General features: G+C 67.0%; 10 protein-coding genes and 1 pseudogene. 7 read left to right on the top strand and 4 right to left on the bottom strand.

Annotated features, from left to right (window positions below; all coding sequences use genetic code 11):
• Window positions 1-91 precede the first annotated feature (91 nt).
• Window positions 92-3,043: a MobF family relaxase gene (gene mobF / locus ASE25_RS11715; protein ID WP_235508663.1), complete on the bottom strand. Its 2,952-nt coding sequence runs from the start codon at window positions 3,041-3,043 to the stop codon at window positions 92-94.
• A gap of 1,192 nt (window positions 3,044-4,235) precedes the next feature.
• Here mobF and ASE25_RS23810 point away from each other — a divergent pair.
• From ASE25_RS23810 to ASE25_RS23470, 3 genes and pseudogenes are all read left to right on the top strand, one after another.
• Window positions 4,236-5,280: pseudogene (locus tag ASE25_RS23810) on the top strand (IPT/TIG domain-containing protein); the annotation flags it as partial.
• An 84-nt stretch (window positions 5,281-5,364) separates the two neighbouring features.
• A complete protein-coding gene (locus ASE25_RS23805; RefSeq protein WP_369793484.1) occupies window positions 5,365-6,102 on the top strand; it encodes an IPT/TIG domain-containing protein in 738 nt (245 codons plus the stop codon).
• Window positions 5,991-7,670 (top strand): cutinase family protein, encoded by a 1,680-nt coding sequence (locus tag ASE25_RS23470; protein WP_235508645.1) that lies wholly within the window; start codon window positions 5,991-5,993, stop codon window positions 7,668-7,670. The genes ASE25_RS23805 and ASE25_RS23470 overlap by 112 nt, the downstream gene beginning before the upstream one ends.
• Window positions 7,671-7,729: 59 nt before the next feature.
• Here the strand turns inward: ASE25_RS23470 and ASE25_RS11690 are convergent, their stop codons facing one another.
• Window positions 7,730-8,074 carry a hypothetical protein gene (locus ASE25_RS11690; RefSeq protein WP_056825497.1) on the bottom strand — a complete coding sequence of 115 codons (345 nt, stop codon included), beginning with the start codon at window positions 8,072-8,074 and terminating at the stop codon, window positions 7,730-7,732.
• Window positions 8,071-9,594: a transcriptional regulator gene (locus tag ASE25_RS11685; RefSeq protein WP_157623399.1), complete on the bottom strand. Its 1,524-nt coding sequence runs from the start codon at window positions 9,592-9,594 to the stop codon at window positions 8,071-8,073. Before ASE25_RS11685 ends, ASE25_RS11690 begins: the two co-directional genes overlap by 4 nt.
• 356 nt (window positions 9,595-9,950) lie before the next feature.
• Between ASE25_RS11685 and ASE25_RS11680 the strand changes: the two genes are divergently transcribed.
• Together ASE25_RS11680 and ASE25_RS11675 are read left to right on the top strand one after the other, a co-directional pair.
• A complete protein-coding gene (locus tag ASE25_RS11680; RefSeq protein ID WP_056825494.1) occupies window positions 9,951-10,361 on the top strand; it encodes a hypothetical protein in 411 nt (136 codons plus the stop codon).
• A gap of 5 nt (window positions 10,362-10,366) precedes the next feature.
• The gene (locus ASE25_RS11675) at window positions 10,367-10,792 is read left to right on the top strand and encodes a hypothetical protein (protein ID WP_235508644.1); all 426 of its coding nucleotides are present in this window, start codon (window positions 10,367-10,369) and stop codon (window positions 10,790-10,792) included.
• Here ASE25_RS11675 and ASE25_RS22785 read toward each other — a convergent pair.
• The gene (locus ASE25_RS22785; protein WP_157623398.1) at window positions 10,732-11,211 is read right to left on the bottom strand and encodes a hypothetical protein; all 480 of its coding nucleotides are present in this window, start codon (window positions 11,209-11,211) and stop codon (window positions 10,732-10,734) included. The two genes, ASE25_RS11675 and ASE25_RS22785, sit on opposite strands and share 61 nt — an antisense overlap.
• Window positions 11,212-11,428: 217 nt before the next feature.
• On the opposite strand from ASE25_RS22785, the gene ASE25_RS11670 reads away from it, so the two are divergent.
• Both ASE25_RS11670 and ASE25_RS11665 read left to right on the top strand, forming a co-directional pair.
• Window positions 11,429-12,385 (top strand): C40 family peptidase, encoded by a 957-nt coding sequence (locus ASE25_RS11670; RefSeq protein WP_235508643.1) that lies wholly within the window; start codon window positions 11,429-11,431, stop codon window positions 12,383-12,385.
• Between the two features lie 109 nt (window positions 12,386-12,494).
• Window positions 12,495-12,788, top strand: a complete 294-nt coding sequence (locus ASE25_RS11665; RefSeq protein ID WP_056825485.1) for a DUF6112 family protein — start codon at window positions 12,495-12,497, stop codon at window positions 12,786-12,788.
• Window positions 12,789-12,956: the final 168 nt, after the last annotated feature.

The raw sequence follows: 12,956 nt of genomic DNA, 5'->3' as shown, positions 1-12,956 counted from the left end.
GCTGACGTCAGCCTCCCGTCCAGTTAGTGCAACTCAGAACTGAGCTGGACCTGCGTCACGCGGCGCGTGTCCCGGAACGCTCGTCCGACCGTCAAAGCTCGCGGTTGGGTGCCCGCATCCCGTGAACCTGCGGGTAGCGGCGGGCACGGTGCGCGGCAGAAACCGCGGCACCCTCTGCGGCCAATCGTGCCGGGCTGGAGACAGCGGCCGCCTCCTTCGCGCGAACTTCAGTGGCGCTCAGGTCGGCGCCAGACTGCTCGAGAACCCGGTCGAGAACGACCACCGGATCGAGCACGTCGGGGTCTTGGTGAGAGGTACCTGCATCAGGGTCGTACATCGTATCGACGTAGAGGATGTTGCTCTCACGGCCACGAGTTGCCATGACGTACAGGGGTTCACGCATCGTGTTCGATGTGACGAAAGCATGCGCCGTGTCGACCGTCCGCCCTTGAGCGCGGTGCGCCGTGGTGGCGTATCCGAGTTCAACGTGAGCAGAGACGTATTCAGCGGGGAGACACGCGACTCCCCCACCTGTCTGACGTCTGACGGTCAGCGCTCCATCATCCGCGACGGCGTCGACGACCCACTGGTCACCGTTCTTCACCCACGTCGTTGACGAGCCGAGGTCCCGCTGGTTCTGGCGCGTCACGACGACGTCGCCGATACCAATGACGGTCCCATCCGCGAGGGTGATGCCGGCCCCTGTGACCGCCCCCTCAGCTACTCGCTGCGCGCGGGCGCGACGGTTCAGATCGGCCACGGTTGCGGTGTCAGCGGCCACCATCAGAGACCGCCGGCCTGCCGTGATGTCGTCCGTCCAGTTGGCAAACAGCTCGTCGAGCATCGTGTCCCGGTCCCCGCCGCGGACCCGACCTCGGCGGGCGTACTCCGCCGCTGCCCCCTTCGCACCAGTCCGCAACCGAAGGGAGGCGTCACGCTCCCACTCGTGCCGGAACCGTCGCACGTCAAGCAGCGAAGGCGGGTCGGTGCGGTCGGTGGCCAGTAGTTTGAAGGCGCCGCCGGCGGCTACGGCTGAGAGCTGCGCCCAGTCCCCGACGAGCAGCACCTTGGCTCCGGCGGAGCGTGCGTATGCGGTGAGCGAGTCAAGCTCGTGGGTGCCCACCATGGAGGCTTCGTCGACGATAACGAGCTGTCCTGCGCGCAGTCCCCACCTGTCCACTTCGGCTGAGAGCTGTCGTGCTCGCCGGGCCAGGGACCGGGTCCGCAGGGACGGACTTGCCCGATCCAAGGCGACCTTCACGCCCTCCAGCTCCGCCAAGCGAGTCGGTTGCCGTGCCGCTTCGGCGAGCCACTTGGCAGTGTTCTCCGTCGGCACTCCGACCGCTTCGGCGAGCACGTCTGCGGCCGCAGCCGAGGGCGCCAACCCGACCACCGACCGCGGTCCAAAACGCGACTCCCACACGGCGCGCACACCGGCCATGGCGGTCGACTTTCCCGCTCCTGCCGGACCCACAAGCACGTCGAGCGCCCGACCAGACGAGGCGACACGGCATACGGCAGTGGACTGTTCAGCCGAGAGAGGGTGGCCACGGCCTGGCAGGTCCTTGGCACAGACGTCCGCGGCGCGGGCCTCATCGACGACCGGAGCATCCGCCGCGCGACCGGCCGCCAGCAGACGCTCCTCGGCATCGAGCAGCGCCTGAGTCGTGTACTGCTCCGAGTCACGTGGGCGGAACCGCGACGTGCCGTCCGCCCGCCGCAGCTCGTCAGGGACGTAGCCGACCTCCGGAGGAGTGAGCGCCACTGCTCTATCGAGCCCGAGAGCCGCGATCCCCTCAGCGACAACCGCTCGATCCTGCGGCGACGCGAAGCGGACGCCTTGGATCTGACGGAGCGCTTCCGCGAAAACGTTCGCGCGAGTGAACGTCGAGCGCTTGCCCGAGACCACCTCGAGCGAGACCCTGGCCGCCTCGTCGAGCATCCCCGGCGCCAAGTCATCGGCCCGCAGCAACGGCAGATCGTTTCGTCCCGCCAAGCCCGCCACCCACGCGACCGGCTCACCCTCGATGAACGATTCGGCGCGCCCTCGCCAGCCGGCGATGAGCTGTCCGAGCGGGCGCAGCTCCTTGTCCGGGCGCGTCTCCAATGTCGCCCGCTGACGCATCTGCAAGACCTCACGCGCCGTCGGCTCACGTCCATGAGCGGCGACGAAATGGGCGACCAGGGCGTCCTTGGCAGCGTCGATCTCGGTGGTGCGCTGCGAGAACTCGGCACGAAGCGCCTCGCCCACGCCCGCGACCTCCCACTTCTCCGCCGGAGAGTGCCGACGCTGCTCAGGCTCCCAGCCGTAACCCAGATCCGCCGTCACCAGGTCGGCCAGGACGCCGTTATAGAGCTCCGACAAGCCCACCGCCGCCCGGAAGAGCGTCTTGCTGTCGAGCGTCCGCCAGCCGCCGTCCGACACCGCTTGAGCACGGTTCACGACGACGATGTGGGTGTGGAGCTGCGGATCCCCCGACCGTGAGTCCCAATGATCGAACGCCGCGGCGACCACCCCACGCACATCCTCAGACACCACTCCCCCGCGGCCCGTCCTCGTCGCAAAAACCGTCCGCTCCGCGTAGCCGATGACGAACTCCGTCGCGGCCACATGAGCGGCGTAGATCCGCTGCCTCGTGACCTCATCGGCCAAGCCCCAGGCCACGGACACCGACTTCGGCGCACTGAAGGTGAGGTCGAACCCAGCAACCATCTTCGGCGCCTTCCGCGGGCGGTTCAGAGCGTCGAGGTATGCCGTCCGCTCAGCCCCCGGAGCTCGGCCCAACGGGTGCCCGGTGGCCGGGTCCTGCAGCATGCCGAGCATCCGCCACAGGTGCTCCTCGCTCACGATGGAACCCAGATCCATGCCTCGGCCGTCGTCAAGACCGGCGAGCCCAGAACCGAGGAATTGCCCTGGCGGTGTGCCGGGCTCGGCGTAGTACGACGACAGCGGTGACCCCGTCCGGCCAGCGGCATCGCCGCGAGCGACCGACGACATCAGGTAGCGGTAGCCCGAGCCCAGCGTCATCCGGCGGATCGACATCGTCACCCCGAGCCAACACCGCGCGCGGGGCACCCGCCGGACCCGGGTTCCACCTTGGTGCCAGACGTGTGGCGCGAAGGATCGACTGCTTAAGGACAGCCGTGGGCTAGGCGGGCGGGAACGGCTCGTCGTAGTTCAAGGGAGGACGGGGCCTGGCTGGACGTTCCGGCCAGAGTCGTGTCTGGGGTTGCCTCAGCGAGTGGACTGGCGCGGTGACCTCGAGGAAACGCGGGCGCGTCGGGAACAGGCCGGGGCCGGACTGTGGCCGTGCCGGCGCTCGTACCCCTCTGCGGGCGGCGGGCCCACATTTTGCTGGCATGCGAACACATGTTCGATCATGCGACACACTAGACGCATGGCGGGCGGATCTGGAAGGGGACATAAACATCCCATTCCTATGCCGCCACCAGCGCGCCGGCACTGCTGGGTCAGCGGGCCGCAGGGATCTCCAGGGCCACACCCAGGCCTCATCGTGGAGTGGGCCAAGCGCGATGACGGTTGGTGGGCACTTGTCACCTACGTGATCGAGGACGACGGCGCCCTCGTCCAGCAATGGTTGTCTTCGCAGCTGCTGACCCGCGTCGTTTGACGGCGACACCTCGCCCGAATGGCTTACGTGTGTCACAGCGACAGCGAGGCCGAGCCAGTGGTGACCCAGCGCATCGGTGTGCCGTGCACAGCGGAAGGGATGAACTTATGAGCTACCCCGTAGACGGCACGGCACGGCAGCGACTCCTCGCAGCTCAGCGCGCAGAGTCCGACGCGTTGCGCTTGGTCGAGCAAGCGGAGCGGACTCGTGCACGCATGGCACTCAGGGCCGCGAAGGCTGAATCGGAGGTCCTCGAGGCGCAGCGTGTTCTTGTGGAGGTCTCGGGCGTCGCAAGGGCGTCACTCCTCTTGGACCTCGACGAAAGGGAACTCCGTCGGAACCTGAGAGTCGGCAACTCGGTGACCCAAAAGACTTCAGCCATACACGAGCGTCCTTGAACGCATTGTGTGCTTCTTAAGACGAGTGGGCTTTCTTGCGACGAAACGCTGACCCGCCCATGACCAGTGCCATAAGTTCGGCTCATTCGCGGCAACGGCCGCTACAGGGGTACAGGGGAGAGCGACTCATGCGCCTTAAGTTCACAGACGCGCCGTTGGCAGCACCGGGCCGGACCGCGAATAGAGGCCCAATTAGACATCGACGGTGGCTGGCAGCACTCCTGGCCGCGGTCGCGGCCCTGGTTGGGCCGCACGCGAACGTGGCCGCGTCGCTCTCAACCACGACGGTGTCTGGGTGGACCAGCACCGCGCTGACCGCGGCAGTCGGATACCCCGTCAGCAACACCATCACCGTGAAGACCGGGACGACCACGACCACCCGCAGCTCAGCTACACCCTGCCCGCCGCCGGCACCTGGTACTACCGCCTCTACGTCGCTCCCACCACTACGGCCGCCGGGCTCTACACCCCCACCCGCACGGTCAAGAGCATCACCGGAACAGCGACCACCGTGTCTGGGTGGACCAGCACCGCGCTGACCGCGGCAGTCGGATACCCCGTCAGCAACACCATCACCGTGAAGACCGGGACGACCACGACCACCCGCAGCGTCCAGCTTCAGCGCCGGCCCTCGACCTCCACGTCGTGGACGCTCCTGTCGACCACTGCGACCAGCACGACCGGCATCGCGAAGATCAGCTACACCCTGCCCGCCGCCGGCACCTGGTACTACCGCCTCTACGTCGCTCCCACCACTACGGCCGCCGGGCTCTACACCCCCACCCGCACGGTCACATCCGTCGCGGCACCGGTTGCCAGCTCGATCTCGCCAACGACCGGACCCACAACCGGTGGCACTGTCGTCACCATCACCGGCAGCAAGCCGGTTGCCAGCTCGATCTCGCCAACGACCGGACCCACAACCGGTGGCACTGTCGTCACCATCACCGGCAGCAACCTCACCGGCGCAACCGCCGTGAGGTTCGGCACGATCGCCGGCACCAACCTCACGGTCGTCAGCTCGACACAGGTCAAGGCCACCAGCCCTGCCGGCTCCGCCGGAGCCGTCACCGTCASCGTCACCACCCCGGGCGGCACCACCACAGCCAGCAACGCCACCCAGTTCAGCTACACGACACCGACGCCCGCCGCGCCGGTTGCCAGCTCGATCTCGCCAACGACCGGACCCACAACCGGTGGCACTGTCGTCACCATCACCGGCAGCAACCTCACCGGCGCAACCGCCGTGANCCCCGGGCGGCACCACCACAGCCAGCACCGCCACCCAGTTCAGCTACACGACACCGACGCCCGCCGCGCCGGTTGCCAGCTCGATCTCGCCAACGACCGGACCCACAACCGGTGGCACTGTCGTCACCATCACCGGCAGCAACCTCACCGGCGCAACCGCCGTGAAGTTCGGCACGATCGCCGGCACCAACCTCACGGTCGTCAGCTCGACACAGGTCAAGGCCACCAGCCCTGCCGGCTCCGCCGGAGCCGTCACCGTCAGCGTCACCACCCCGGGCGGCACCACCACAGCCAGCAACGCCACCCAGTTCAGCTACACGACACCTACGTCGTGCGGCACGTCTTACACGGACATACAGCACATCTCCGGTTCGATCGCATCCAACATGACCTGGGCCCCGGACTGTGCGGGAACCTATGTCCTGGATGGTCAGGTCACAGTGAACGCCGGGGCCTCACTGACAGTGACTGCAGGCACTGTCGTCAAGTCCTACCAAGGCAGCCTGACCGTCAACGGCACCCTCACCGCCACAGGCACCTCCACCAGCCCCGTCGTGTTCACCTCGCTGCGCGACGAACCAACGCCGACGGCACCGCCACCACCCCCGCCGCCGGCAACTGGTACGGGATCTACGTCAACTCCCACGGCTCGGCCACCCTCGACTACGCCGCTGTCGCCTACACCAGCGCCGGCATCAACGGCACCGACATGGACAAGCTGGTCGTGCGCCACGGCACTGTCCGATCGAGCTCCGGCAACGGCATCTCGGCCGACGTGGACCGCTCCGGCCTCAACGCCGGCACCTCAACGATCGAGGTGACCGACACCACCGTCACCGACACCTACTCGACCGGCATCTGGATCGACGCGACCGGAACCCCAACCGGCTCCGGCACCCAGATCCCTGTCCCCAACGTCAGCAACAACACCGTGACCCGCTCCGGCACCGGCAGCAACACCACCGCGATCCGCGTCAACGGCGACGCGCTCGACGGCGCCCTACTGCGCGGCAACACCGGCACCGGCAGCAAGAGCAACACCATCGCCCTAGCCGGCACGGTCACCTCCGCGCTCAACGTCCCCCTCGGCGGACTCCCCCTGCAAATCAGCGACGGCTCCTGGTCGACCTCGAACCTGACCATCCCCACCGGCGTCACGATGACCGTGGCCGCCGGACAGGTCGTCAAGTCCTACCAAGGCAGCCTGACCGTCAACGGCACCCTCACCGCCACAGGCACCTCCACCAGCCCCGTCGTGTTCACCTCGCTGCGCGACGACGACACCAACGCCGACGGCACCGCCACCACCCCCGCCGCCGGCAACTGGTACGGGATCTACGTCAACTCCGGAGGGTCCGCCCAGCTCCAGAACACAGAGGTGCGATACGCATCAACTGCTCTCTACGTATACTCCGGAGGATCTGCAGCCATCTCAGGCAAGATCGCTAACTGCTCCTCGGGCGTGGTCTCGAATGGCGACTACGTAGATGCCCGGAACGTGGATTGGGGCGCGTCAACTGGACCAGATGCAAGCGACGTCCAGGGCACAGGAGTCGTATATACGCCGTGGGTCGGGTACGTCGCGCCGCCGCGACCTGCTACCTCTCCAGCGCAGACCGTTCCTACGGACAACTCAACCCGTTGCACGACTTACGTGGCGCTTGGTCTTCGCGGATCGGCTGAAGCGCCGCAGGGAAACTGGAGTCTACTGACCGGATGGTCAACCCCGTCATTCAGCAGCGAGACTGACGGGTTCGGCAACTACAACGGCCAGGTGCTTGACGCCTTCAAGAAGTACAAGACGTCGTCCGTAAAGCAGGTCGCCGTGCAATATCAGGCTCTACCAGTACCGGTCGTCGACCTGAGAGTTTGGCCGGACGACTACACCCGGAGTATCTACGACGGAGTGGACAAGTTGATCTCACGGATGTACCGCGAGCAGCGGGACTGCCCCTCGACCAAGTTCCTGATCCTGGGCTACTCGCAAGGTGCGTTGGCCGGGCACCTGGCTTTGCGGCAACTCGCAAAGTCTGACTCGACCATGTTGTCGCGAGTCGCGGGAGTGGCCTTTGTCGCCGACCCCGGCCGCGTCCCCAACGCTCAGGAGGACTGGTGGAGGAGCGCCTCCTACGACGGTTCTCAGCTCACCGTGTATGCGCCCACGGTTGCCCAGACGCTTAGCGGAGGCGTGTGGTCGCCGCTGGGCCTCTTTGACGGTGACGTGGCAGGTCCGCTTCCGACATCAGTGACGTCTCGAACGGCAGCGTTGTGCCACGAAAAGGACATGGTGTGCTCGCTGTATCCAGGGGCAGGCATCGGCCCGCATACGAGCTATACGGCGACGGAGCTCTCGGCCTTGGGATACATGCTTTCTATCGATGCCCTGTAGTTGCGGGGTGCCGACGTCCGAGAAACCAAGACCGGCAGATCCATGAGCCGGCCTATGGGTCAATCCATAGATGGCCAGCGAACCGTGAGCATGACCGAGTCCTCAACGGCCCGCCAAGCGTGGAGGACCCCTGGACCCCAAATCACGTAGTCGCCTTGCCGACTTAACTCAACTTCACGGTCCGGGAGCCGTTGAACGAAACGCCCGGAGATCAGGAACATCATCGAGGTGCGGGTCTCACCCGTGGTCCAGTCGGCGCGCTCCTCCCCCGCGGCATGCGTGCCCCACTTGATCTCCACGTCGGTCGTGTTCGCCACGCTGTCGGGAGGCGCGATGAAGTTCCCGACGAGCCACCCACGGTGCGCGGGGCCGTCATCGAACGCGTTGCCAGTAGCGATGCTCACGAGACTCCAATCTGGAAGGCCGGCAGTCTGACTCGCTCCGGGTTGAGCTGGGCGAGCCGCTTCAAACCTAGGGCACATGCGACAAGCCCCTCATCCGTCCATTGCGGGTCATGCAGCAGCGCAGCGAGTCCGTCAGCGTCGGCGCTCGAGTAGCGCAGCAGCCCAGAGGCCTCCCAGTTCGCTTCGACGTCACCACCAAAGCGCTGCCAGAAGGTCTCGTCGTGCACGGCGAGCAGGGCGGGGAACTCGAAGCTCCCAGCCACGAGGTTGTACGCGAAGCCGTTGAGGTGCACGTCGAGAGCCGAGGACTCCGTCAGCCAACGCATTGCCGGCGTCATGCGGCTCGGGTGCAGGAGGTCGGCCACCGATGACGGCCCGAGGCTGTTGTCCGTCTCCACCCGCCCGAACAGCTCCTCCTCTGTCTCCCGATGGAGAGTGAGTCGCACGTCCACCTCAGCAGTCGCCTCGTTGGTCGGCTGGTGGAAGCACTTGGGGATCACGGCGATGCGTCCAGCTCCGTTGAGAACCCTGGCGCTGCGCTGCTGGATGAGCAGGACGTAGTCAGCCAGCCGGTTGCCCGATGCCGGACGAGCGAAGGCCGACAGTGCGAGCGCTCCCCCGACACACTCTCGGGCGCTCGGGGTGAGCACCGCTCGTGCGGTGGGCAACAGCTGCTCTCGGAGTGGAAGCAGTGACGAGCCGGCAGCGAGGGCCGTGAGGACCTCCGCCTCGAGCAGATCCCACGTGAGTGCGTAGCGCGCGAACGTGGTCATGGTGAACTGCGCTCGTATGCCGTCCGGCTCGTTTTTTAGGTCCACGAGACGGTAGGTCGGTTGATCCGAAAAGCGCGTGCCACCCAACAGACAACCCGCCATCCGCGTTTCGGCGGCCGCGAGCAGGGCTGGTGTAGCGAGTAGCGGTGGAGCCGATGCACGGCGAGCGAATCCGAAAGACGGCACTCTGCTCTTCCGAGCGGCCAGGCCCCCGTACGGGGTGACCAGAGTCGTCGTCATGTCTCCCTCGCTGGACCGAATGTGCACCGCTCCCTCGAGCCCACTCTCGGTGCTGTAGAAGTCCAACAGCCGATCACTTACCACCCGCCTGTCGACATGACAGGTCGGCTCGTCACGAGTCAACGCGGCCGCCCGATTAGCAACTGCTGCAAGCGATGTGCCAGGGCTGGACCCTCGCAGCTCGTCGAGGAACTGCAGAGCCGAGTGGAGGTGCGTCGCGCCCTGCAGTGCAACCACGGACTCAGCCACCTGCGATGAGTCGGTGGCCCCAGTTAAGCGAAGCTGGGCGAAGCGTTCGCGCGCATCCTCGGTGGCGCGGCTGAGGAGCGTGTCCAGCGCGGCCTGCATCTCCGTCGTGAGCTTCATGGCTGGGTTCGCGTGCCACTTCGCGACCGTGCGAGCGGCTGAGCCCAGAGTCTCGGCAAAGGCTTCGTTCGTCAGCCTCAGGGCCTGCTGGAGACAGACCGCGTCGGCAGGCTGCCAGGTCGGCACCACGACTGACGTCATGAGCTACCTCCCGAGCGTCGCGGGGCTCGGCTGTTCACCTGAGTGCATCGCGAGTGCATCAGCGGGTCATGGGGCGATGGCTCCGGCGCTGGCTGACTGGATCGCATGAAGTCATCACGGCAAGCGGGCCCGAACACGGCCGACGTCCGGGTGATCCACACCCCTCGGCGCGCGCATTGTGCGTCGATCTCGCCGGGCCGCAACTCGTCCGCGTCGCCCATGTGGACAACGTGTCGCCTTCTGAGACTTGTCCACAACTGCGTGAGACCGGGCGAGCGCCGAGTGGCGACAAGCGGGACAAATGGTAAGGAGCGGGCTGCTGCAGGGGCCCCGCTGATCTCACGAAGGAGCAGGGGATGACCACTCGCGACGTCAAGGCCGAGCAGCTCGCTGAGAGCCTGCGCCAGTGCGGGCCGTTGGCCCAGGTGTCTGATGGAAGAGATGATCTGTGGCTCACGATTCAAGAGGTGGTCTGCACCCGCAGCACATGTCACATCGTGCCGATGGGGTCGACGTCCCCGGTGTGGGTGACGCCCGAGCACTCCACCGACGAGCTCATTGCGGCTATGGAGTGGCTCGTCGCCCACGAGGCCCAGGCGAGAGCGATGGCGCCTCGCGAGCTCTTCATCATGCTGCGGGGTGTTGCCACCCGCGGCGCGCTCGGATCCGCACGCGCAGCGCAGGCCGACGCGCTTCACGGCATGACCCACGTGAGCCCGGGAGAGCCGGTTGTCTTCGCCGACCTCGAGATGTCGGAAGTGGCGTGACCATCATGCAGACCACCTTCAACGACTGGACGGCAGCTCAGCTCCACCTCACGGCCGAGGAGCTCGCCGACATCAATCTCACCCCCGTCTTCGACCTGTTCATCTCCAGGATCGAGGAAGCCAGACGACGTGGCGCTGCAGACCCGTTGACCACGATCACGACCAAGCGGGCCGGAGGGAACTCTCGCGCATGCACCAAGCGGATGCTCGAGCAGCTCGGCTTCACCGCCGCGCAGCGGCGCGCCGTCCACCGGCTCCTCGCCGGCTCCCCCTCGGGGTGGCCCGGACTGCTCCGGCTGTATGCCGCGTCGCAGGACCTCACCGGTGGACAGCGTCAGTACGCGCGCCGTCAGGTGCAGACTCTGCGCCATCACGCGGTGCCTCGCAGCAGGGCGAGCGCCGGGTGTTCGACGAGTCCGGCGTTGCCGTAGAGCACAGCGACGCCGGCGACCGCGATCGACGCCAGGGCGCGACTCGACAGTAGTCGAGGGATCCCGTCGCCATAGTCGAGCACCGCGTAGCCGCCTTCAACGCATGGCCGGAACCCAACCAAAGTTCCCCACCAGAACGAGATCGAGTGTCCCGTCTCGAGGTTGACCAGAAGGCGGCGGTCAGTCAGCAAGCTGACACCCCGCGACTCCCCCGTCCAGCGGGTCCGGTCAGCGTGTCGCACCTCGAGCGGCACCTGGCGCAGCGCGCGTTCGCCGGGCTCGAGGACGAGCCCCAGCGACATGACATCGACAATCCGCAGCGGCGTCAGCCCGGCGAGCTCCAGCGCAAGCTGTCGAGCGTCCGCCGAGTCGTCGGACCTGAGGCGAGCGGGACGTGGCCGTGATCTCAGTCCGTTCATACGGCATACCTCCTTGGCGAGGAGAACTTGCCGTCATGGGGCACCATCGGCGCACGACATGCCGGTAGTGCCCCGACCCCGCGGTTCGCGCACCATGCCGCTCACCCATGCAGCCGCCGTCGTTGCCGCGGGCGGAGTCGCAGTGCTCGGTGGCCTGGGTGTTGTGACGATCGCCGCCACGCAGAGTGGCGCGCTCCCATCCCGCCCTCCCGCGTGCGTGTCGAGCGGCTCCGTCCACGGACTCTCGCCGGCCCAAGCGCAGAACGCCCGCACGATCGTTGCGGCAGCCGAACAACGGGCGGGCAGGGCCGGTGCCTTCATCGCCCTCACGGTTGCTCTGGCCGAATCGGACCTGCGCGTCCTCTCCAACCCGAATGACCCGACGGGCTCGGCGTTCCCGAGCGAGGGCGTCGGCTTCGACCACGACTCCTTGGGCCTGTTCCAGCAGCGTCCGGGGTGGGGCAGTGCGGCCGAACGGATGGACGCGGCCGAGTCGACCCACCTCTTCGTCGACGCCCTCCTCCGGCTCGATGGCTGGCAGTCGATGACGCCTTGGTATGCCGCCCAAATGGTCCAGCGGTCAGCGTTCACTGGGCGCCCCAGCGCGGCGAACGGTGGCTCGAGCATTGTGGGTGGCAACTACCAACGACAGACCGCCCGCGCATCAGCCGTCCTGGCCTTCATCGAGCGTGACACTGCAAGCCTCGACTGCGGAGGCGCTCCATCAGACGCCCTCGCGCCGGGCGGATCCGGCACTCACGGGCTCCCGGCAGGTTTCGGGTTGCCGGCCACGACATCTCCCGAGGGGCGTACGGCAGTGGCCTTTGCGCTCGCCCAGCTCGGGAAGCCATACCTGTGGGGTGGCAACGGACCTGGGGCCTTCGACTGCTCTGGGCTCACTCAACAGGCGTGGCGCCGAGCCGGCATCTCCATCGGACGCGTCGTCAGCCAGCAGTTGCGCAACGGCACGGCCACGACCTCGGGCGCGCTGGCCCCGGGCGACCTAGTGATGATCCCGGGGTCCTCCGGGACGCTCGCCTCCCCTGGCCACGTCGGCATGTACATCGGCCGTGGACTCGTCGTGAATGCTCCTCGAACTGGCGACGTCGTGCGGGTTGTCTCCTACAAGTCCTTTGTCTCGCAGGGCGTTTCAGGGCTTCGGCACATCTCCTGACGTCGCAACCTGGGCCTCATCTGCGGCGCTTCGACCAATAGTGCCCCGACCGGTCCTCTATCGCTGCCATGTGCGGAACCGGTCTGCACAAGCTGCGAAAGGCACCACCATGAGGACCTGGATCATCCCCTCCGTCGACGTCCCGCCCAACCAGAACGGACTGCCTGGCATCGCCGCGATTGAGAAGATCGTCGGCGCCCTGCTGACCTTCGGCCTGATCGCGGCCGTGGCCGGCATTGCCATCTCGGCGATCGCATGGGCCATCGGTTCCCACTCCTCCAACCCCCACGTGGCCGGTCGCGGCAAGACCGGCGTCCTCGTCTCCGCGGGGGCAGCGATGCTCATCGGCGCGGCGAACACACTCGTGACCTTCTTCAGCGCTGCGGGCTCCGCGGTCCAGTGACATGGGCTGGAGAGCTCTGCGCCCCTACTTGGCCGCTGCGAGCGTCGTCGGCCTGCTCGTTCTGGCTGGAGTCGTCGCGCTGTCTCACTCCGATGCGCCCGTCGGCGGCGCACCCCCGGTTTCGGGCTCGCCAACACCGGGCGTCACGCCGACGCCACACTCGACGAC

Source organism: Terrabacter sp. Root85, assembly GCF_001429185.1.
GTDB lineage: Bacteria > Actinomycetota > Actinomycetes > Actinomycetales > Dermatophilaceae > Terrabacter.
The sequence above is the reverse complement of the archived record's forward strand: the minus strand, read 5'-3'. Positions and strand labels throughout refer to the sequence as shown.